This is a genomic window from Enterobacter sp. PP-008-ECC_S150 (assembly GCF_045257065.1).
Lineage (GTDB): Bacteria > Pseudomonadota > Gammaproteobacteria > Enterobacterales > Enterobacteriaceae > Enterobacter > Enterobacter chengduensis.
In genome coordinates, this window is sequence record NZ_JBJHHG010000034.1 from 12,276 (window position 1) to 35,048 (window position 22,773).

15 protein-coding genes and 1 rRNA gene are annotated in these 22,773 nt (G+C 57.2%); 3 read left to right on the forward strand and 13 right to left on the reverse strand.

Annotated features, from left to right (window positions below):
* Window positions 1–24: 24 nt before the first annotated feature.
* The 9 genes from ACJBF3_RS24230 to bcsR all read right to left on the reverse strand — a co-directional run bounded on the left by ACJBF3_RS24230 (window position 25) and on the right by bcsR (window position 15,885).
* Window positions 25–1,512, reverse strand: a complete 1,488-nt coding sequence (locus tag ACJBF3_RS24230) for a pitrilysin family protein (RefSeq protein WP_045331331.1) — start codon at window positions 1,510–1,512, stop codon at window positions 25–27.
* 227 nt (window positions 1,513–1,739) lie between these two features.
* Entirely contained in the window at window positions 1,740–3,026 is a 1,287-nt protein-coding gene (locus ACJBF3_RS24235; RefSeq protein WP_045331333.1) for a dicarboxylate/amino acid:cation symporter, read from the reverse strand.
* A 159-nt stretch (window positions 3,027–3,185) separates the two neighbouring features.
* The gene (gene hmsP / locus ACJBF3_RS24240; RefSeq protein WP_045331336.1) at window positions 3,186–5,192 is read right to left on the reverse strand and encodes a biofilm formation regulator HmsP; all 2,007 of its coding nucleotides are present in this window, start codon (window positions 5,190–5,192) and stop codon (window positions 3,186–3,188) included.
* 120 nt (window positions 5,193–5,312) lie between these two features.
* Window positions 5,313–8,795 (reverse strand): cellulose synthase complex outer membrane protein BcsC, encoded by a 3,483-nt coding sequence (bcsC, locus tag ACJBF3_RS24245; protein ID WP_045331338.1) that lies wholly within the window; start codon window positions 8,793–8,795, stop codon window positions 5,313–5,315.
* Window positions 8,777–9,883, reverse strand: coding sequence for a cellulose synthase complex periplasmic endoglucanase BcsZ (gene bcsZ / locus ACJBF3_RS24250; protein WP_045331341.1), 1,107 nt, complete (start codon window positions 9,881–9,883; stop codon window positions 8,777–8,779). The genes bcsC and bcsZ overlap by 19 nt, the downstream gene beginning before the upstream one ends.
* Window positions 9,884–9,889: 6 nt before the next feature.
* Window positions 9,890–12,310 (reverse strand): cellulose biosynthesis cyclic di-GMP-binding regulatory protein BcsB, encoded by a 2,421-nt coding sequence (gene bcsB, locus ACJBF3_RS24255; protein ID WP_045331342.1) that lies wholly within the window; start codon window positions 12,308–12,310, stop codon window positions 9,890–9,892.
* A gap of 10 nt (window positions 12,311–12,320) precedes the next feature.
* Window positions 12,321–14,936: a UDP-forming cellulose synthase catalytic subunit gene (gene bcsA / locus ACJBF3_RS24260; RefSeq protein WP_045331344.1), complete on the reverse strand. Its 2,616-nt coding sequence runs from the start codon at window positions 14,934–14,936 to the stop codon at window positions 12,321–12,323.
* On the reverse strand, window positions 14,933–15,685 hold the full coding sequence (gene bcsQ / locus ACJBF3_RS24265; protein WP_045331345.1) for a cellulose biosynthesis protein BcsQ: 753 nt from the start codon (window positions 15,683–15,685) through the stop codon (window positions 14,933–14,935). The genes bcsA and bcsQ overlap by 4 nt, the downstream gene beginning before the upstream one ends.
* A gap of 11 nt (window positions 15,686–15,696) precedes the next feature.
* Window positions 15,697–15,885 (reverse strand): cellulose biosynthesis protein BcsR, encoded by a 189-nt coding sequence (gene bcsR, locus ACJBF3_RS24270; RefSeq protein WP_008503237.1) that lies wholly within the window; start codon window positions 15,883–15,885, stop codon window positions 15,697–15,699.
* A gap of 171 nt (window positions 15,886–16,056) precedes the next feature.
* Here bcsR and bcsE point away from each other — a divergent pair, with 171 nt between their 5' ends.
* Genes bcsE through bcsG form a run of 3 tightly spaced genes read left to right on the forward strand, consistent with a single transcriptional unit; the run spans window position 16,057 to window position 19,482 of the window.
* Window positions 16,057–17,619: a cellulose biosynthesis c-di-GMP-binding protein BcsE gene (bcsE, locus tag ACJBF3_RS24275; protein ID WP_045331347.1), complete on the forward strand. Its 1,563-nt coding sequence runs from the start codon at window positions 16,057–16,059 to the stop codon at window positions 17,617–17,619.
* Entirely contained in the window at window positions 17,613–17,810 is a 198-nt protein-coding gene (gene bcsF, locus ACJBF3_RS24280; RefSeq protein ID WP_045331348.1) for a cellulose biosynthesis protein BcsF, read from the forward strand. Before bcsE ends, bcsF begins: the two co-directional genes overlap by 7 nt.
* Window positions 17,803–19,482 carry a cellulose biosynthesis protein BcsG gene (gene bcsG, locus ACJBF3_RS24285; protein WP_045331349.1) on the forward strand — a complete coding sequence of 560 codons (1,680 nt, stop codon included), beginning with the start codon at window positions 17,803–17,805 and terminating at the stop codon, window positions 19,480–19,482. The genes bcsF and bcsG overlap by 8 nt, the downstream gene beginning before the upstream one ends.
* Before the next feature lie 59 nt (window positions 19,483–19,541).
* Here the strand turns inward: bcsG and ACJBF3_RS24290 are convergent, their stop codons facing one another.
* From ACJBF3_RS24290 to rrf, 4 genes are all read right to left on the reverse strand, one after another.
* Window positions 19,542–20,534, reverse strand: a complete 993-nt coding sequence (locus ACJBF3_RS24290; RefSeq protein ID WP_045331351.1) for a glycosyl hydrolase family 8 — start codon at window positions 20,532–20,534, stop codon at window positions 19,542–19,544.
* Window positions 20,535–20,550: 16 nt separating this feature from the next.
* The gene (birA, locus tag ACJBF3_RS24295; protein ID WP_045331352.1) at window positions 20,551–21,513 is read right to left on the reverse strand and encodes a bifunctional biotin--[acetyl-CoA-carboxylase] ligase/biotin operon repressor BirA; all 963 of its coding nucleotides are present in this window, start codon (window positions 21,511–21,513) and stop codon (window positions 20,551–20,553) included.
* Window positions 21,510–22,538 (reverse strand): UDP-N-acetylmuramate dehydrogenase, encoded by a 1,029-nt coding sequence (murB, locus tag ACJBF3_RS24300; protein WP_045331353.1) that lies wholly within the window; start codon window positions 22,536–22,538, stop codon window positions 21,510–21,512. The genes birA and murB overlap by 4 nt, the downstream gene beginning before the upstream one ends.
* Window positions 22,539–22,662: 124 nt before the next feature.
* Window positions 22,663–22,773 (reverse strand): 5S ribosomal RNA (rrf, locus tag ACJBF3_RS24305); the annotation flags it as partial.

Consider the following 22,773-nt stretch of genomic DNA (forward strand, 5'->3'; position numbering starts at 1 on the left):
ACTATGAACACCGGGGTGAGGGGATTACTGCCCTTGCGGAATATCCGTCGCGTCCGGGTGCAGATCATCCGCTGCGGTCGCCGGCTGCGGCGCGGAAGTCATGATGGAATCCCAGGTGTTTTGCAGTTCCTTCATGTCATATTCCGGCTCGCCTTTCGGCTGCAGAAGAATCAACGCCATATCCTGCGACAGCTGCTGACGTAAATCCTGGTTGAGCATATCCACGGTCAGGCCGTTCAGGAAGTCCTGACGAAGCTTCTGGTACTGTTCCGGCGCAATATCGACAACCTGATTCTGCAGGGAACGAATACGCTGGCTGATGAGAATATCGGTATCGGCACGCGCGTACGTCGCAAACAGCTTCTGCAGCTCCAGTTTTTTCTGCGCCACCAGCGCGTTGAACTCCTCTTCAGGGAGGCCCTCTTTACGCACTTTTGCCAGCTCTTTCGCAACCACGCCCAGATTCGCATTCAGCTTATCGCCCGGTGATTCAACGTTAATGGCACATTGCGCGCGCTGGAACAGCACGCGGCAGTCAAAGCCAAGGGCAATATTCTTCACGTTGTTTTTGCTCAGGGTCTGCTGTACGTGCCAGAACAGCGCCTCACGCGCCAGATCGGCACGCCAGTAGCGGAGCAGCGCCGCGGACTCGCGAATGGGCTGCCAGGCGTTGTCCCACATGACGGAGAGCCGGTCCTGACGCACGGTGTCCGTCATGATGCTGACAGGCGCAACGGGCAGCGGAGAGAGTGTCGGAACTGGCGCAGGCGTTTCACGCTTGCCTTTCAGCTCGCCAAACGCTTTGTTGATCTGCTCAACCACCGCACGGCTATCCACATTGCCGACCACGATCAGCGTCATCGCGTCAGGGGTGTACCATTTCTGGTAGAACGATTTGACCTGCCCGGCATCCACCGGCTGCTTCAGCGGCTCAGCCGGATCGTGACCCAGCAGCGTGGAGCCTTTCAGGCGGTAACGCCACGCGGCCTCTTTGGTATCCGCAGGCCAGGTCGCCACCATGTCGCTGTTGCTCAACGCGTAATTGATGGTGTCCGGCGTGATGGCCAGATTGCCAGAGGCATCGGAGAGATACGTCAGCGCTTCTTTAAGCAGGTCGTTACGGTTATTAGGCAGGCTCAGGTTAAACATGGTGTAGTCGTACGAGACAACAGCCGGAGGGAGCGGGCGTTTCGGATCGATGGCCTGCTGCCAGAGCGAACGCACCTGAACCGCTTGCAGACTGCCGCTCTGCGTGAGCGCCAGCCGGGGAATAAAGTGGCTAAAACCGGTTTGCTGGGTGCTCTCCGTAAGGGAGCCGGTATTGATGGACAGACGGATTTCAATACGGTCACTGGGACGCTGCGGCGTGGCTAACACCTGCCACTGAAAACCATTCGCTAATGTCCCTTGTTGCCAGGCCGGGTCTGGCTGGAGCGCATCTGCCTGCACATAACTGGCTGCTGCCATCATCAGCAAACCGCCGGTTAAGAGTCGAATTTTTGTGCCCTGCATGTGAACCCCTGATCAACATTCCTGGTTAAAAAAGAGTGCCTCGCGACGCGCTTCACTCTTAAAGATGACGATGAAAACACGTCAATTAGACCGCGCGTTCGGCAAAACGTCACGGTCCGAAGTGAAATATACCCAAAAAAAATCTTGTCGAATTATGACAGGTACGAACAGTTATTATGCGCAGGAGCCCGCACTCCGACAAGGGAATACGGGCATTTGTGACAAGATTAAGAGGATAAGCCAGGATTTTTGCTGTCAGTTGAACGATTATTCAGGGTATCGTCGAGCTTTTTGTGATCCAGCTCTTTCACCCATTTCGCCACCACCACCGTCGCCACGCCGTTACCCACCAGGTTGGTTAACGCGCGCGCCTCTGACATGAAGCGGTCAATACCGAGAATCAGCGCCAGACCTGCTACCGGCAGGTGACCGACAGCGGAAATGGTGGCTGCCAGCACGATAAAGCCGCTGCCCGTTACGCCTGCCGCACCTTTAGAGGAGAGCAGCAGCACCACCAGCAGGGTAATCTGATGGAAAATATCCATATGGCTGTTGGTCGCCTGCGCGATGAACACCGCCGCCATGGTCAGGTAGATCGACGTGCCGTCCAGGTTGAAGGAGTAGCCCGTCGGGATCACCAGCCCGACCACCGATTTACGGCATCCGAGCTTCTCCATCTTGTCGAGCATGCGCGGCAGCGCCGATTCCGACGAGGAGGTGCCCAGAACAATCAGCAGTTCTTCGCGGATGTACCGGATAAATTTGAAGATGCTGAAGCCCGTCGCGCGGGCGATGGAGCCCAGCACCACCACCACGAAAAGAATACAGGTGATATAGAAGCAGATAATCAGCTGGCCCAGCTGCACCAGCGTACCGACGCCATACTTACCGATGGTGAAGGCCATCGCACCGAAGGCCCCGATGGGCGCCAGGCGCATGATCATATTGATGATGCCGAAAATGACCTGGGAGAAGCTTTCGATCACGTTAAAGATAAGCTGGCCTTTGCTGCCCAGACGGTGCAGGGCAAAGCCAAACATCACGGCGAACAGCAGCACCTGGAGGATGTTTCCGCTGGCAAACGCGCCAATGACGCTACCCGGAATGACGTCCAGCAGGAAGGCGACCACGCCCTGATCCTTCGCCTGCTCGGCATAGACCGCCACCGCTTTGGCATCGAGCGTCGACGGGTCGACGTTCATCCCCGCGCCTGGCTGCACCACGTTGACGATGATCAGACCGATAATCAGCGCAAGGGTACTGACCACTTCAAAATAGAGAAGCGCCACTGCACCGGTACGCCCTACCGCCTTCATGCTTTCCATGCCAGCGATGCCCGTCACGACGGTACAGAAGATCACCGGAGCGATGACCATTTTAATGAGCTTAACGAACGCGTCGCCAAGCGGTTTCATTTGCGCGCCCAGTTCAGGGTAATAGTGACCCAGCAGAATACCGATGGCGATGGCTGTCAGGACCTGGAAATAAAGACTTTTGAAGAGTGAGGTTTTCATAAGGTGTCCTTGGGAAGAAAAACCACAGGCTTTGTAAGGTTATGGTTAACCTGCGGCTTTAAAATAACACCCACATAACAGGACAGAAATAAACTCAGTTCAAATTTGAAACACAAATGTTAAGAACTTTGAGCTGGCTCGCACAAGCCAGCAACAAAATTACACTTTTGCGTTATTGTCAGCACCAGAAAGGTATCGTTGTTCAAAGACATCCGCAGGAACTGCGGGGGCAAAAAGGAAGCCTTGCCCGCTCTCCACGCCCGCCTCTGCCAGCCATGCGCGCTGTGCGTCGGTTTCAATTCCCTCGGCAATGAGATGCAGGTTAAGGCTGCGCGCCATCTGGATAATCGCCTGCACCATGCTGCAGTCGCCCGGCAGACCGTCAACAAACGCTTTGTCAATTTTGAGCACGTCCACCGGCAGGGTTTTCATGTGCTGAAGCTGGCGCAGCCCGGCGTATCCCATGCCGAAATCGTCCAGCGCAATGCGAATCCCGGCGTTACGCAGCGGTTTCAGGATCGCCACCGCCTCATTAGGGTCGTCAATGCGTCGGCTCTCCGTCACTTCCAGGGTTAACGTATCAGGCTTGATTCGGTAACGATGGGTAAGCTCCAGCATCTCTGAAACCATGGTGGGGTGCATAAGCTGCAGGGCAGACAGGTTGACCGACAGCGGCAGCGTCACGCCGCGCGCCTGCCAGGCGGCAAGCTGACGGCAGGACTCCTCCAGCACCCAGTAGCCGACGGTGACCATCAGGCCGCAGGACTCGATGCGCTCAATCAGCCCTTCCGGCAGCGCCCATGAACCATCCGGCTGCTGCACGCGCAGCAGCGCCTCGGCGCTTTTCACCTCTCCCGTCCGCAGATCCACCTGCGGCTGCAGCCAGAGGGCAAACTGGCGGTTATCCAGCGCGGTCAGGATGTCGCTCTCTTCCGTCAGGCGCTGCTGTGCCTTTTCCATCTGCTCCGGGTCGAAGAACTGGATCTGATTTTTGCCTTTGCGCCGGGCGGTAAACGCCGCCGAGAACGCGCGGCGATAAAGCTGTTCCGCGGTCAGATCGCCATAGAACATGGCAATCCCGATACTGGCGCTTGGGCGAAGCTGGATACCCTGAACCGGCAGCCGCTCATTAATGACAGTGAGTACTTGCTGACCTAACGTGATCGCATGCCAGGGTTCTTTGACGCCGTTGGCAATCACCACCAGGTCGTAACCGCTAACCTGGGTCAGCACCATGCGCGGGGAAAGGACAGACTTGATCTTCTCCACCAGGGTGAGCAGCAGCATTTCGCGCTGGCTCTCCTGCAGTACCCCAGCCGTGTCCTGCAGGGTTTCACAGGCAATGACCATCAGCGCCGTGGTTTGCTGGCGCTCTACGGTTTGCTCCAGCATCGCCATCAGGAACGCTTTATTGGGCAGTTCCGACACCGGAAAACGGGTGGCGCTACTGCTCAGCTCATCCTGCTGGCGCTGGATGCGCTGCTGGTTGAGGTTGTAGCTGCGCACCAGCATGCCGATCTCGTCGTCATGGTGCAGACGCGGCAGCTCAAGCTGGTGTCCCATCTGATCCTGCGGCGCAAGGGTATTCAGCTCGCGGGCGATACGGCGCAGCGGATGAACAATCAGCCGGTTGATGCACCAGGTGAGCGCCACGCTGAGGATTAGCGTCATAAGTAAGCAAGTGGTCACTAACGTAACAACCCAGCTCATGACGAATTTATACATGCGGTAGGAGTCCGCCTGTAATACCAGGTAGGCCAGCGGCTGCGGATTGGCAGGGCGTTCGAGTGAATAAACGGGCAGCGAAATTTGCACCGGGAGTTCAAAAAGGCGCATCACCATCATCGGTACGGGGCGTTCCGGGATAAAGCTCATCCGCAGCGCCTGAAACTGGTTAGGCAAGACGACGTCGGCGCGGCTAACGACGCCGGCAGGCTGAATGCGTTTTAAAATGGTTTCCGCTTCGGGAATATCCCCTTTCAGGATAGAGGCGGAAAGCGGGCCGCGTACCGAGCGGGCGATACTTTCTAACTGCGAAGCCGTGTTATAGCGATTCTGCTGTACGGAATGAAACAGCAAAATTACGCAGAAGAGCAGGACAAACAGCAGGGTAACGGCAGAAACCATCGCCATCTGTTTGATCGTTAAGGAACGGCTGACACGCAAAATGACTCTCCACAAAAACTCGAAGCGCAGGGCGCGCCAGGGTGTAAACCTGGCGCGCCTGAGTATACCCGATTGCTGCGCTATTAAGAGAGACTTACAAATGGATTAAGGAAAATCCGATTACCAGTCCGCGTAAGGGGTGAGCGGCCGCGGCGGTAAGTCCATATCGCCCTGCCAGCCTGCGGCAGAGTAACGCACGTAAATCAGCGCATGGCTTGGGGTATAGTCTTTCGCTTGCTGAATATCCACGCCCATGCCCACAAACCAGTTGGACGTTACGCGGCGTTCGATAATGGCCCGCGCGGTATAGCCCGTGCCTGAAGAACTGCTGCCGGTTTCCATCGTGCCCCGGTCGGTATAGCGGTCTGGCTCATCGGTCGGGATCAAATTCTGGATCGGGTAGCGCAGCTCGTCATTCGTCTTAGAATGAGACCAGGAGACCGAGCCACCCAGCTCCCAGGACCAGTTCTCCGTGCGTTTACGCCAGGTCACCGGCAGTGCGAAGGAGACATACTCCTGCGGGCTGTAATAGCCGCCCTGGCCCAGGGTATAACCACTCAGGTCTTTGTCGTAATGCCAGAGCATATTGGAGACGCCCACCGTCAGGCGCTCATTGTTTTTATTAATGAGCTTGTAGTAGTAACCCGTCATCCAGCGGACGCGCCAGTTATCTTCCACATTTTTACCCGTCAGCGTTTCCGCGTTCAGGCTTGACCAGACGCCGTTCGCCTCCCCTTTGTCGTAGCTCAGGCTTACGCCGCCACCGGTGGCACGGACGCCGCCCCAGGTGGTGCCGGTGTTGGTATCTTTTTGCCCGCCAAAGGCCAGCAGAGAGCTGGAGATGGGCCGACGATGGGCGTTAACGGTATAGCCGATGGGACCGAGATCGCTGCTGTAGCTGATGCCACCCACCACGTCGACGACGTCAAAGCCCATCGGCGTGGTACCAATATCCATCGACCAGGTTTTGTTCTGCCAGCCAACGGCAACGCTCGCGCCGTTGTCGGACTGATGGATGTTGCCGCTACACGGCGTCGCGGAGCAGGTCCCCCAGTTGGGGTCGTATGTACCGTCTTTCGTTGCAAACGAACCGGCATCCATATTGACCAGATCGCTTCTGAAGAACATCCGCCCGTCAGACAGCGGGGCATCGACCTGCAGCATGGTGGTATGGGCTTTCAGATCGGAATAGCCGCCCGTACCGCTGGAGCCCCAGTAGTCGTGCTGCAGCGTGACGTTTACGTCCTGCTGACGGTACAAATCACCGGCATCACTCCGCACGCCGCGCTTCAGCCAGTCGTCCTTCTCATCATTACGCGTCAGACGGGTGAAGCTATCGTTGTCGGCCGGACGGGTCGTCGTGATGCCGGACGACACCATCGCATCTTTATAGGTGTCCAGCGCCTGCTGAGGCTGCCCGTTTTGCGCCTGGAAACGCGCGGCATCACGTAGCACCAGCGCGTTTTCCATGGATCCGGGCTGCGATTTAGCCTGCGGAATGATTTTATTGAAGGTCTGCTCGGCGGCAGCGGAATCGCCCAGCCCTGCCTGCGCCATCGCGATTCGGCGCTGCATGTTGAGCGACGGCGGCTGGCCGTTTTGCGCGGCGGGCAGTTTCGCCAGCTCTGCGCGCGCGGCATCTTTGTTACCCTGCGCGCTGTAAATCTCTGTCAGGCCGAGGATCGCGTCTTCGTTCTGCGGCTCACGCTGCAGAACGGCGCTGTACGTCGTTTTCGCCGCGTTCAGATCGCCACGCTGCTGCGCCCAGTCCGCCAGCGTCAGGTCGATGCGGGTAGAGGTTGGCTGCTGACGAAGAAGATTCTCTGCGTCCTGCTCTTTGCCGCCGTCGCGCAGACGGTTGGCGGTTTCCAGCACCTGGTTGCTTTGCAGGCGGTTGGCAAGTTCCTGAATATTGCCGTTCCACTGGCTGCGCGGTAGCGTGTCCAGATGCGCCAGCGCGGCGCGGTCCTGGTCGTTTCCGGAAAGATAGAGCCCGTTGGCATACACCTGATCCGGGTCGGACGGTTTCTGGCTGGCAAGCTGACGCATCAGGGTATCCGCCTGGCTGCGCTGACCCGCGCTGTAGAGATCGCGCGAGAGACGATAGGTTATCCACACGTCGCCGGGAGAGAGCGCCAGACGACGACGCTGGATCTCTGCCGCCTGGGCGTATTTCCCCTGATTCTCCAGCTGTTCTGCCTGGGCGGAAAGCTGCTCGTTGGTCAGGCTACGTTCAATATCATCTATGCTTCGGCGCTGGCTGGCGGAGAGAGACTGGATAAACTGCGAAGCCTTCTCCGGCGACTGCGCGCGGTAAATATTGGCCAGGCCGCGAACCGCATTGCTGTTGCCGCTGTCCATGCGCAGCGCCTGACGGTAATAGCGTTCCGCCGCGTCGTTATCTTTACGCGCCGCCGCGGCATCTCCCAGCCCCAGCACGGCATAGCTGTCGGTATTGTCGACGCTGCGTGCCTGCTGATAGTAGCGCTCCGCCTGCGCCGGGTTATTGGCCTTCAGCGCGGCATCGCCCTGCTGGATCAGCAGCCAGTAGCGGTTAACCTTCAGCAGGCTGTCCCATTTACCCCGGTTGTCGCTCTGGGGATCGAGGGCGATCGCCTTTTCAAACTGGGCCACCGCGCGGGCGCGGTCGCCTTTCTGGGAATATGCCTGCCCAAGGGCGCCCACCGCTTCGCTGTCGGTATGGTTGGCGCTGACGGCCTTTTGCAGCTCGGCCACCGCCTTACTGCCCTGCCCGGCATCCACCGCCGCCAGCCCTTCCGCTTTCGCACGGAACGCCGGATCGGCGAGCTGTTTTTGCTGCGCTTCAAGCTGGGCACGCGCCGCGGTGACGCTGTCGCCGTCGCTGAAGACGCTCAGGTATTTTTGCAGCGCGCTGACGCTGGCGCTGCTGGCAGGCTGGCCTTTAATTTGGTCATACCACATATCAGACGCCTGGTTACGGCCATTGTTCGATTTGGCCATCTCCTGCAATACCGCAAAGCCTTCATCACGGCGTCCGCTCTGGAACAAAAGCTGGGACAGCGTTGCCTGCAGCTGCGTATTGCCTGGGCTGCTGGCATTGATTTTCCTGAGCTGGTTTATGGCCTCATTCCGGCGAGCAGGGTCTTTTGCCACGACGTTCCAGTATTCCGTCGCCACGTCGCCGCCCGGCGGATTGCCGTCAAACAGCTTGTCATAGGCGGCAATGGCCTCCTGCGTGTGCCCCGTGGTGGCGAGCAATCGCGCCTGCTGGAGCTGCTGGCGGCCATCCGGCGTGGAAAGCATCATCGTGCTGCGCGACGACTGGTACGCACTCGACCCCGGCGCGATCCCCTTCAGGCGATCCAGCTCTTTTTGCGCGCCGGCGTTATCGCCCTGGCGCAGCAGGTAGCGAAAGCGGGCGGCAATGACGTCAGGGTTGTTCGGGTCAATCAGCTCAAGACGATAGAGCGACTGACGAACCAAATCCTCACGCTGTGTCGATTCGCCCAGCCGAACCTGTTCCAGCAGCTGTTTCTGCTGCGGGGAGTTGGCGGCCTGGGCCCACGGCATAAGCGCCAGGCCAAGCGATAAAGTGAGTAGATTTACTGTGAACTTGCGCATTCCTGGCCCCAATCCGGTATTAATTCACCTTTTGCGGTGAAGCGAAAACGATGCTGATCCCATCCCTGCCCAAAGAGAGTCAGGACGTAGCTGTAATAGGCATCGTTATCGGGAAAATGGTCCGCAACGCGCTGGCGCTGAACCGCCTGAGCGTCACGCTGTTGTAAAAACGGCAGCATAGCGGCAGAGAATCCGACCGGGCCGTCGCCGGTACGTTTCCCCGTCGCCACATCCACTTTCTCCGGCGGCACATTCCGTTTTATTGTCTTTGCCGCCATCGGCTGGAAGCGGGTCAGCAGACGGGCTTTCTGAGGATCGTTATCACTCATCATGCCTACCCAGAGATAAACGCGGATGGCGTCATAGCCTCCCACCAGCGCTTTATCCTGCTGTAGCTGCCAGCCACTGTTTTTCTGATACTGCACCCAGTCCGGCGAGAATCCCTTCGGCGCGCTTTCAAGCAGCAGCCGCAGATTGGTTTCACGCAGTTGGCTCCACGGGGTACCAAAACGCGTGAAATAAGCCGCCAGCTGCGGAGGAAGATAGCTGGGGTTAAAGCGCCAGGCGTGTTCGTCGGCAAAACCGACTTTACCCGGAAGCAGCATTGCGCCAAGCCCCGGCACTTTCACCACCTCTTCGCTGGCAATGCGTTTCAGCAGCGCCTGGCCCGTGCGGGTATAGTCGGGATGTTTCCACAGCCGGCCCGCTTCGAGCAGAGACCAGGCAATCCAGACATCGGCGTCAGAGGCGGAGTTAGTATCGATCACCTCCCACGTCTCTTTCTCTTTCTGCCCCCAAAGCCAGGCAGGCAGATGCTCGTTGAGATCGCCGCTGGCAAGATTATCGCGCGTCCACGTCAGCAGCTGGTCAAAGGCTTTGCGATCGTTCGCCGCCAGGGCAAAGAACAGGGCGTAGCTTTGCCCTTCCGAGGTCGTAATTTTGCGCGTGTCGCTGGGATCGATGACGCGCCCGCCCTCGCTGATGTAGTCCTTTTTAAACTGCTCCCAGGCAGGCCAGGTGCAGGCGGCGCGAAGAGGAAGCGCCACCAGCATCACCGCTGCTAATACACACCAGCGAAAGGCTTTCATCACATCTTACTCATCCGGGTTCAGACGACGGCGGCTGATGATGCGCAGCAGACGCCACAGCACCCATGCCAGCAACACCACGCTGATTGCTGCCAGGATAGCGAGCAGAACCGGATGGTTAGCCAGGGCATACCACAGGCGTTCGAACCACGGCAGATGGCCCACGTAGTACACGTCACCCACGCGCAGGCTGTTGACGCCGGACTCACGGATCACCGACACGGAGCCAAACATCGCGGCACGTTTACCGCTGTCGTTCATGGCCGCATTGAGCAGTTCATACCCGCGCGGGCTGTCCGCCAGGAGAGCCACCACGCTACGCTGGTCGTTGTAAGGGGACTGGAAGCCCACCACCGCGGCCATCGCCCCCTGAGAGGTTACCGTCGTCTGCGCGCTGGCCTGACGGTCGTTCACGTCCGGCATAATGCTCGGGAACTCGGTCTGGCGCATCGGCGTGTTAACCCATGACTGGGCCGCTTTCACCAGCAGATCGATACGTTTGTCATCCTTGAGCTTATCCGGGATGGTACCGATTATCATGATGTCAGCATCTTTGTTCTGAATCTGGCTGCCATCGTCCGTCAACGTGACGTTAATCGCCGGTAATCCGGTTTGTCCGCCGACGGTCGCCATGGCATCCAGCAGGGTCGTGACCTGCTCTTCGTTCGGCGCTTTTGGCATCACGACAATGGACTCAGAGAGATCGGCCATGCGGCTGAACGGGAAGCCCGCGTTGGCAAAGGCGCGCAGGTCCGGCATCGCCAGGAAGTGATAGTACTTCGAGAAGTCGATGGTCGACTCATCGCCAATCACGACGTGGTTCTGCACCGGCTGGAAGGTGATGCAGTTATCAACCGAGCCGCCCGGCATCGGGTTCATGTACTGGAAGTCAAAACGCAGCTGGTTTATCGCACCCAGCTTCAGCGCCGGAATGGAGACATCCGTTTTCCCATCCAGCAGCCCCTGCAGCACCGGCAGGCGAAGCATCAGACGGTTGGTATCCTGCGTGCTTTGCAGGCTGAAGGATTGCAGGAACTGGTTGTTCAGGCTGATATCCATGCGCGAGCTGTCTTTGGTGGCCGGCGCGGTATAACGGTAGTTCAGGTTGATATCAATGCCGTTGGTACGCAGCAGGTACAGATCCGGCGGCAGATTCAGCGACAGGCTAATTGGCGCGGGCTCCAGCCCCGTTGCCTGCAGCTGCTCTTCATAGGATTTCAGCTCGCCAAAGGTAACTGCACGGTCGGTGCGTACCCAGTTTGGCGCATCATAAGGTTTACGGGCCAGCAGCGGCTTGACCTCATCCACCACGACGCTGTCGCCGCGGAAAAGGACATTGCCCTGGGCAATCGCTTTTGCGGCCTGCACCAGATCCTTATCGTCACGCCCAAAGACCACCAGCAGCTTCACGTACGGGTTTTCCGGGTGGCTTATCATCTCGACGGTCGGCGCCTTGACGTCCGGGTGATCGCGCAGGAAGGCCGGGCGTTTCGCGTTGGTCGCAAACACAATGGCGTTTCTGTCCGGCAGTTTGTCGTACATCGCCGGGAAGCTCTGTCCACGCCAGCCAGCGCGTGAACCAAACCAGGACGCCACGATAGTGGCCGCCAGCTGCTGGGTCACGTCCGGAGACGATGCAAACACCATCGGCAGCGTGAGCGGACGGTTATCCCGCGGGTCAAAGAACGGAACCGGGAACGCGGAGAGATCGTTTTTCAGCGCCAGCGACTGGTAGGTCAGCTGCAGCGAGGAGTTACGCCCGACGTCCATCCACAGCGTGTTGCTGGCCGGGTTTTCGCAGACATCGCGGTAGTGGCCGACAAATTCCAGGCGGATACGGTTAAAGTCGGTGATGAACAGCGGGTTGATCGGCACCTGAGCCTGGGTTTTCTTGCCCAGCTGCTCTTTCGTGACCGGCAGTACGTCCATCAGCTCGTCGTTCAGGTAGACCTTCAGCTGAGACTGGGTCGGCAGCAGCGACGGTGACGGGGTATATTCAAGGTTCAGCATCGCATGAGAGACGACCTCATCGCTGCGCATGCCAAACTCGATGCCGCCGTTAGGGTTGATGCCGCGCAGCACCATGCTGCCCGGAGGCGGTGCAATTTGCGCGAAGGTCAGCGTCACGTCCCGTGACGGCGCATTCTCCGCAACGACGGGCGCATTCGCCCCCCGGACGCCCGGCATCACCTGCCCGATGACCTGGCCGTCTGCTGGCAGGGTGTTACCCTCCGCTGGCTGGTTCGGCATGATGTTTTCTGTTTGACCGGGTGCCGCGGTGACAACCGGATCGGTTGCTTGCGCGACGACGGGTACCGTTGGCGCAGGCGTCGCCGCTGCGTTATCAGGAGCGGCGTTAGCCATTGTTGCGGGGAAGACATTCATCCCCATTGCCACTGCACATAACCAGGAAAGTTTAGTTTTCATCGCGTTATCATCATTGTTGAGCCATAACCGGGTCCGCCTGCTTCGCCTCATCCCGCTCAGGACGACGAGGAATGAACGACACGACCCAGGAAACCAGCGAAGTAAGTGACCGGAAAATTAATTTCACCGACGACGGGGCAAATTCTGCAAGGTGACGATAGCCACGGAACCCCAGCTTCAGAATATCCAGCAGGCTTTCCAGAGGTTTATCTTCCGGGAAGCTGTCCTGCCAGAGAGCCCACGTATCCGCGCGGGCAAACGTACACTGCACAAAATCGATATGTTGCTTTTTGGTCAACGGCATCAGCTGCAGACCGACTTCATTACCCACCACGCGAACAACCTGCGTCGGGAAGACATACTCCTGCTGGCCGCGCTTAAGCAACAGGTTAACTTTTTGCCCTTCCAGCACTTTCGCCTCGCCGTTGATTTTGATCCCCAGACCACCGTCAGAGAAGTCGTGGACGGTACAGGAGAAGAGATGGCCATCTTCACGGGCGATCGCCGCAGGCATGCAGATTTCAACGCGATGCGCACGACGAACCTGTTTGCTCTCCACCGACACCGCTACCGCGCCACCGAGAATAATCAGGTTGTAGAAGACCCAGGCCATACTCACGAAGACGGTCAGGATTTCGTTTTGCGGGCCGTAGAAGTAACGCCAGATCCCGGCGATGACGCCCACAATATTCAGCAGCACCAGGAAGATATACGGACGGGAGATCACCCAGTCGACGTACTCCTCTTCCACCAGACCGCCCTTCGCGGTGACGTTGAATTTCCCTTTATGTGGGTTAATCAGCGCGACCATGGTCGGCGGCGCGATGTACCAGGCCAGCACCGTTTCGTAGATTTCACTCCAGAAGGAGTGGCGGTATTTACCCTGTATCTTCGAGTTCGTCAGGCTCGCGTGGATCATATGCGGCAGAACGAACAGCGCAATCATCAGCGCGGGCGCGTAAATGATATAGGCGTGAAGGAGCAGGAACGCCAGCGGCGCGGTCAGGAAGATGAGCCGCGGGATACCGGACAGGAAGTGGAACATGGCGTTGACGTAGCAAAGACGCTGCGCCAGCTTAAGCCCTTTGCCTATCAGCGGGTTATCGAGACGGAAAATCTGCACCATGCCGCGCGCCCAGCGAATACGCTGGCCAATGTGCGCCGACAGTGACTCCGTGGCCAGACCGGCCGCCTGCGGAATACGCATGTAGGCCGAGGTATAGCCACGGCGGTGCAGGCGCAGCGAGGTGTGCGCATCTTCGGTGACCGTTTCGACGGCGATACCGCCAATTTCATCCAGCGGTTTTCGGCGGATAACCGCACAGGAGCCGCAGAAGAAGGTGGCGTCCCACATGTCGTTTCCGTCCTGCACCAGGCCATAGAACAGCGTGCCTTCGTTCGGGGTCTTACGGAAACGGCCAAGGTTACGTTCAAACGGGTCCGGCGAGAAGAAGTGGTGCGGCGTCTGCATCATCGCCAGCTCTTTCTCCTTCAGGAACCAGCCCATGGTCATCTGCAGGAACGAGCGCGTCGGCACGTGGTCGCAGTCAAAGATTGATACAAACTCCCCGGTGGCATACTTCAGTGCGTTGTTAATGTTCCCGGCTTTGGCGTGTTCGTGCGTCGGACGGGCGATATACTCGACGCCCACCTCTTGCGCAAACTGACGGAATGCCGGACGGTTGCCGTCGTCCAGGATCCAGACCTTGAGCTTATCTTTCGGCCAGTCGATGCCCAGCGCGGCATAGATGGTGTTCTTCACCACGCTCAGGTCTTCGTTGTAGGTCGGCACGAAGAGATCGACGGTCGGCCACGTCGTGGTGTCTTTCGGCAGCGGAACCGGCTGGCGATTGAGCGGCCAGATGACCTGGAAATAGCCCAGCACCAGCACAATCCAGGCGTAGGTTTCCGCAAACAGCAGCACCAGGCCGCACACCAGGCTGACCGGGTCGTCCCAGTTCAGGGTTGAAGTGTAGCGCCACCAGATGTAGCGACAGGAGACCGTTAGCGACAGCACAATGAGCATCAGCGCCGAGAAGCGGCCCGGAATACGGCGAACCAGCAGCGCCACGCCCCACAGCAGGATCAGGAAGGTGAACTGCGCCAGCGGGTTGAAAGGCTGCGTAATACAGACCAGCGCCAGAATGAGCGAGAACACGACAATCACGCCGAGGATAAAACGCCGCAGGCCCGGGTGGAGGTGCCCGAGCTCTTTTTGGTTATCCAGATGGCTGGTCCTGTCGGTCACGCTGTCAGGCAATTTATCCAGCCACTGATGATAGCGTTCACGCAGCTGCTGCACGCGGGAGAAGCTGCGCCAGCGCGGCGTCTGGCGTTCTCTCTGCGACGAGGTCACGACCAGCCAGGCGGCCTGAATGAGATAACGCGCCGGATCCAAAGGCCGCGGCCGATCGGGATTAATGTGTGGATAAAGCTCATCGTGCCGTGCACGTATGCGCTGCCAGCGCGGGTGTTCGAGTGGAATAAAGGTCCAGGCCAGAATCATCCAGAAACAGCCGAGCGCGGCGCTAAATGCCGACGCACCGTGTCGGCGAAAATGCCGGTAATGTTCGCTCAAGCGCGCACTGACCGGAGGGATGAGTAACCAGCTGGCGAGACGACTCATACAGCACTCCCTGCATGCTCCGCCCTGTTGGCGAAGTTCAGCAGACACCAGTTAGCCAGCGTCAGGATCTCTTCTGCCGCCAGTGAATCGCTGCGGTATTCGCCGAGCGGTTGTTTCGACGCAAGGCATTCCGCCATTCCTTCATCACGGTGGATGACAATAGGAAGCAGGCGGCGCTGGCTTTGCAGCCAGACCTGATACAGATCGTCCTGGATCTGGCTGCCAATACGCAAATCGTTAATCAGGATATGGCCATTTTGCGGTAACCCCTGCTGATGCAGGCGGATATGGCAGTTGGCATCGACGTTAACGATCGAGAGGATATGATCGCACTGCGCGATGAGCTGTCGGGTCAGCGTGCCGGCACCGTGCGGCAGATCAAGCAGGATCCACTTGTAGTGGCCCTTTTCTTTCAGGCTCTGCAGCGCAAGCGTGAACTGGGAAAACAGGCGCTGGTACGCAGCTTCATTCTCGCGTTCCGTGGTGGTCAGTTGACCAAAAGGCAGCAGGTCAAGAAGGGAGGTATAGCGCATACCGGCATCCCGCCAGTCCTTATCGTCAAGCAGCGCGCGGGCCCAGCCCTCTTCACGAGTAAAATCGACGTTAAACGACATACGCAGCAAATTATCGGCGCAGGCGTCAATGACCAGCACCGATTCACCTAAAAGCTGTAATGACCACGCCAGCGCCGCGGTAACGGATGTGGTACCCACACCCCCACGGACACCCTGTAATCCGAGTATGGCCATCAATGGCTCCCTTATTGTTGATGGGCAAATTCAGCTAATAACGGCCAGCGTTTAATAGCCGCGGCCAACTGTTCCCGCTGGGAAATATCGGTGTAATCTATTTCAGGTAAAGAAAAGGCCTGCGTCAGCGCCAGAAAATCGTTCTGGAATGTGTAGCCCAGGGTTGAGTCGACTGGGGTACCGGGCTCATTATTATCCATTCTTTCTATCCCTTTGAGTAAAATCGCAAGATCAGAAGTAGCGAGGCTTCCTGCCCATCAAATTTGATTTACATGCTAAATCTGATGTTCTTTAATTTCAATGTTAGGTTTATTTCTACGCTTTCGCTAGTAAACTGAGATACAGATAAATTAGTCGAAAAGAGGGACACCGTGGACTCCATATTTTCTATTGGCATCCAGTCATTATGGGACGAATTGAGCCACATGCCAGTCGGAGGAGTCTGGTGGATTAATACGGACCGTAATGACGATGCTATCAGTCTGGTAAACCAGACAATTGCTGCCCAGGATAAGGATTCCCGCGTGGCCGTCATTAGCATGGGCGAAGACCCGAAAAAAATTATCACGCTGGAAAACGATCGCGGTCCCCAGACGGTGCGCTTATTTTCTATGTCGGCGGACGCGGATAGTCTACACTTTTTGTCCCGCGACGTTCAGTGCACTATTGATCCGGATCACTATTTAGTGATTCTTAAATGTGCAAATAACGTCCTGCAAAATATCCCTGCAGAAAAACTGCTGCAGTGGCTGGAAAAAATCAATAAATGGGCAAAATTTCAAAATTGCACGCTATTGATAGTCAATCCCGGCAGTAATAATGACAAGCTGTTCTCGCTTTTAATGGGCGAATATCGCTCCCTTTTCGGTCTGGCAAGCGTTCGCGATCAGGCGGGCAGCTATCTCTACGATATTGCCTTCTGGTGTAACGAAAAAGGCGTGAGCGCCCGACAACAGCTTATGCTGAAACATATCGAGGGTGAGTGGCACCTGGCACAGCAGGAAGAAACCGTGGTGCAACCGCGCAGTGATGAAAAGCGCATCCTGAGCCACATCGCGGTGTTAGAGGGGGCGCCCGCCCTGTCGGAAAACTGGTCACTGTTTGAATCTAACGAAGACCTTTTCCACGAAGCCCGCACAACCCAGGCGGCAACGCTTATTTTCTCATTGATGCAGAATAACCAGATTGAGACGCTGGCAAGGCAAATCCACACCTTACGCCGCCAGCGCGGCAGTGCGTTGAAAATCATCGTACGCGAAAATAACACCAGCCTGCGCGCCACCGATGAGCGCCTGCTTCTGGGCTGCGGTGCCAATATGGTTATTCCCTGGAATGCGCCGTTATCGCGCTGCCTCACGCTTATCGAAAGCGTTCAGGGCCAGCAGTTTAGCCGCCACGTACCGGAAGATATTTCCACGCTGCTCTCCATGACGCAGCCGATGAAGCTGCGTGGATACCAAAAATGGGATACCTTCTGCGACGCCGTCGGGAACATGATGAGCAATACGCTTCTTCCCGCTGACGGAAAAGGGGTCATGGTTGCCCTGCGTCCGGTACCGGGGATCCGCGTTGAGCAGGCCCTCACCCTATGTCGCCCCAACCGTACAGGCGATATCATGACCATTGGCGACAATCGCCTGGTGCTGTTTTTGTCCTTCTGCCGGGTAAACGATCTCGATACGGCGCTGAACCACATCTTCCCCCTGCCGACCGGGGATATTTTCTCGAACCGTATGATTTGGTTCGAAGATAATACTATCAGCGCGGAGCTGGTGCAGATGCGTGCGCTCCAGCCTGAGCAATGGGCTAAACCGCTCGTTATCGCAAGCAATGCCAAACCGATCCTCAATGCCAGACATGACGGACATATCTGGCGTCGGGTGCCGGAACCCCTTCGCTTATTAACAGACAACGCGGAGAACGCATCATCATGAATATCAGCGATATTATTCAAATGGTTATATTCTGTGCGCTGATCTTTTTCCCGCTTGGCTACTATGCGCGCCATTCCATACGCCGTATCCGGGATACGGCCAGGGTGCTGTTTATCAAACCTCGCTATGTAAAACCAGCCGGAACACTGACACGGGCATCACACGTCAAGGCAGACCGAAAACATGACTAATTCTTCCTATACCGCTTCGTCACCCTCGCCGCTCTGGCAATACTGGCGCGGCCTTTCCGGCTGGAACTTCTACTTTCTGGTGAAGTTTGGTCTGCTGTGGGCAGGCTACCTGAATTTCCATCCCCTTCTCAACCTGGTGTTTATGGCCTTCCTGCTGATGCCGCTGCCGAATATCAGGCTGCATCGATTACGTCACTGGGTAGCCATCCCTCTCGGCTTTGCGCTGTTCTGGCATGATACCTGGCTTCCGGGGCCGGACAGCATTATGAGCCAGGGTTCGCAGGTCGCGGGCTTTAGCGCCAGCTATATCCTCGATCTGACCGAGCGCTTTATTAACTGGCAGATGATTGGCGCGGTATTTGTGCTGCTGGTCGCGTGGCTGTTCCTGTCCCAGTGGATCCGCGTAACGGTGTTTGTCGTCGCGATTATGATCTGGCTTAACGTGCTCACGCTCGCGGGACCAGGCTTCTCGCTGTGGCCTGCCGGACAGCCGACAACCACGGTGACCACTACGGGAGGAAGCGCAGCCGCAACCGTGACAACGGCTGCCGATACGCCTGTTGTGGGCGATATCCCAACCCAGACCGCGCCGCCGACCTCCACCAATCTTAATGCGTGGCTTTCCAGTTTCTATACCGCGGAAGATAAGCGACAAACAAAATTCCCGGATGCGCTGCCGGCGGATGCTCAGCCGTTTGAGCTGCTGGTGATTAACATCTGTTCGCTCTCCTGGGCCGACGTGGATGCCGCCGGTTTGATGTCGCATCCGCTGTGGTCGCATTTCGACATTCAGTTTAAAGATTTCAACTCTGCCACCTCGTACAGCGGCCCGGCGGCAATTCGTCTGCTGCGTGCAAGCTGCGGTCAGCCATCGCACAAGAACCTGTACCAGCCGGCTGGAAACCAGTGTTACCTGTTCGATAACCTCTCAAAACTGGGCTTTACGCAGCACCTGATGCTGGGGCACAACGGCCAGTTCGGTAACTTCCTGAAAGAGGTGCGCGAAGAGGGTGGCATGCAGGCGCCGCTGATGGATCAAACCGGTCTTCCGGTCTCACTGCTGGGCTTCGACGGTTCGCCCGTCTATGACGATTCCGCTGTCCTGCAGCGCTGGCTGCAGACCATCGAAAAAGACAACAACCCGCGCAGCGCGACGTTCTTTAATACCCTGCCGCTTCACGACGGTAACCACTTCCCGGGCGTGAGCAAAACGGCAGATTATAAAGTGCGTGCGCAAAAACTCTTCGACGAGCTGGACGCGTTCTTCACGGAGCTGGAAAAATCAGGCCGTAAGGTGATGGTGGTTGTGGTGCCAGAGCACGGCGGCGCGCTGAAGGGCGACAGAATGCAGGTGTCCGGTCTGCGTGACATCCCAAGCCCGTCGATTACCAACGTGCCTGCAGGTATTAAATTCTTTGGTATGAAGGCTCCGCATCAGGGCGCACCGATTGAGATTACCCAGCCGACCAGCTATCTGGCGATCTCAGAACTGGTTGCCCGCGCCGTTGACGGGAAGCTGTTTGTGGAAGATAGCGTGAACTGGGATCAGCTCACCAGCAACCTGCCGCAAACGGCGGAAGTCTCAGAGAACGCCAACGCGGTCGTGATTCAATACCAGAACAAACCTTACGTTCGCCTGAACGGCGGCGATTGGGTGCCATATCCGCAGTAACTGATTTTCCCTCACCCTAACCCTCTCCCCATCGGGGAGAGGGGATTGTCAGTGCATTATTATTGCGCGGAAATCCATACCAGCATTTTCAGGCTTGCCGAATAGTAGTCGTCTTTGGCGGTGATTTCGGGTTCCCCGGAAGGCTGCCCCATCGTCAAATCACGTACGGCCAGGAGGCCACCTTCCATCATGTAGGGAGCGTATTCGTTGGTGGTGACGTTAACCCAGGCGGGCGTTTGTTCGCGGGGGAATTGACCAAACCACGCTTTCCACGGGGCCAGCAGCGGGCTTTGCTTATCAGACCAGGCAACGTACAGCGGAATACGAATCGCGTCATAGCTCATCCGCGGCGGCCACCCTTTGGCGGGCGCCAGCTTGCCGCCTGATGCAAGTGAAACCCAGTCAGGGGGCAGATTCGCTTTACCCGAACCCATTTTTTCCAGCAGCCGTTTCCCGTCTTTAATCAAATCGTGCCAGACCGGCGAATGACTGCGTCCGGCGAAGGCCTGCCAGGCCGGAAACACGAAATAGGAAGGATTAAGGACCACTTCACCGTCAAGCTTAAATCCCTCGACGCCGGGGAGCATCACGCGGTAGCCCGCATAGCGGATGACGTTATGGGCAACGAGCGCTTTTGTAATGCCATCCGATGCGGCGACGTAGCGTTTGTCATGCCAGCGGGCATCGGCCTTAAGCAGCGCCCAGGCAATCAGCACATCGCCATCGGCGGCGTTGTTTTTGTCAGCAACCGGATTGGACTCTGCGGGGTTATAACGCCAGTAAAACAGGCCGTTCTCTTTGTTATGCAGCTTGCTGTCTGTCCATTGCCAGAGCTTATCGAACGTGGCTTTATCGTCATTAGCCACCGCCATCAGCATGGCAAAACCCTGACCTTCCGTATGCGATACGCCGCCATTGCCGGTATCAACGATGCGGCCTTCCGGTTTGAAAAAGCGGGCCTTGTAACTCTCCCAGGCCTGACCCGCCTGAGAGAGAGGTGAGAACAGCACACTCATCATGACGGCCAGCGTCATGCAGACGGGTTTTCGCATCATTCACTCCATCCGGTTATTCGGCACTCCGCAGGGAAATCTCACCGCCCATCCAGGGTTTGATCGCGCCATCCTGTTCAAGGAGCAGCGCGCCCTGAGCGTCAATACCGCGGGAAGTGCCGTAGATCTCCTTATCACCAATCAGCAATTTCACCGGGCGGTTGATAAAGTTATCCAGCTTTTCCCAACGAGACAGGAACGGTGCCAGCCCTTCCTGCTCAAAAAGCGTGAGCGAGCTGCGCAGCTCTTTAATCATACGCACGGCAAGGGTGTTACGATCGATGGCGATCCCCGCTTCCTGGAGGTTAGTCCAGGCCTGATTCACCACATCATTCTGGACATTGCGCATCACCATATTGAGGCCAGCGCCAATGACGATTTGTGCCGCATCGCCCGTTTTTCCCGTCAGTTCGACCAGAATACCGGCAAGTTTACGATCGTTGAGGTACAGATCGTTAGGCCATTTAACACGCACCCGATCCGCGCCCAGCTCGTGAAGCACCTCTGCCATGACGATGCCGATGACCAGACTCAGGCCAATGGCAGCGGCCGGGCCCTGATCGAGTCGCCAGTACATGGATAGATAGAGGTTGGCACCAAAGGGTGAAAACCACTTCCGGCCACGACGGCCGCGACCGGCCTGCTGATATTCAGCAACACAGGCATCGCCGGATTTCAGCTCAGGCAGACGATCCAGCAGATACTGGTTCGTCGAGTCGATCACAGGCAGCACCGCCACATTGCCGTGCCCAATCTGGCTACGGATTGTGTCTTCATTCAGCAACTGAATTGGCTCAGGCAGGCTGTAGCCTTTTCCAGGAACCGTAAACACATCGACACCCCAGTCGCGAAGCGTCTGGATATGCTTGTTAATGGCGGCGCGGCTCATACCCAGCTGCTCGCCCAGCTGCTCGCCGGAATGAAATTCACCATCCGCCAGGATGCTAATCAGGGTTAACGGGACCGTATTGTCCTTCATGCGATAGCCTCCACGGCATTGACTTCACCTGTGCGGCCAATGAAGCGGACTTCTGGCTCCAGCCAGACGTTAAATTTTTCGCCCACGCGCTGACGAACATAGTGCGCCAGCTGTACCACATCGTCGCTGGTTGCATCGCGTTGATTAATCAGCACCAGCGCCTGCTGTCGGTGAACGGCTGCGCCGCCGACTGAAGTGCCTTTTAGCTGGCATTGATCGATAAGCCATCCCGCAGCCAGCTTCACGCTGCCATCCGCCTGAGGGTAATGTGGCGCGGTTGGCCACTCCTCAAGAAAGCGTCTGGCATTTTCAGCGCTGATAACCGGGTTTTTGAAGAAGCTTCCGGCATTTCCATTTACTTTAGGATCGGGAAGTTTGGTCATCCGCATATGGCAAACCGAGTCAAAAACGTCGCGAGCGGTAACGGTAGACGGATCGAGACGGGTTAAATCCCCGTAGGTCAGTACGGGCTGCCAGTTCTTCGACAGGCGCAGGCCCACGGCGACAATCACGTAGCGATCCTGATATTCATGTTTGAAGATACTGTCACGATAGCCAAAACGGCATTGTTCTGACGTCAGACGCGTAGCCGTTCCGGTCGCCAGTTCGATGCAGTCGACATATTCACAGACATGCTTCAGTTCGATGCCGTAGGCACCGATGTTCTGAATGGGTGACGATCCGGCGCAGCCCGGGATAAGCGCAAGGTTTTCCAGACCCGCGATCCCCTTTTCGAGGGTAAATTGCACCAGATGATGCCAGTTTTCTCCGGCGCCCACGTGCAGGTGCCAGCTATCGGCACGCTCTTCCACATCAATTCCCATGATGCGGTTAACGATTACCGTGCCCGCAAAATCGTCGAGAAACAGGACATTACTTCCTTCGCCCAGAATCAGTACGGGTTCGTTTTTTTCTGTTGCGCTTTGCCATGCATCCAGCAGCTGCTGTGCGGTATCGGCACGTACAATGTGATTAGCATTACGTTGAATGCCAAAGGTATTCCAGGGCTTAAGGGAGTGGTTCATAGACGCTATCCTGATGCAAAAACGCAGGTAGTTTACCGTATAAGCAGGGCGTTGGGGGATTAGTTTGTATAGCGCAGAAACGCAAAAAGGCCATCCTTCCGGATGGCCTCTTCACTTGTTTGATGCCTGGCAGTTCCCTACTCTCACATGGGGAGACCCCACACTACCATCGGCGCTACGGCGTTTCACTTCTGAGTTCGGCATGGGGTCAGGTGGGACCACCGCGCTAAAGCCG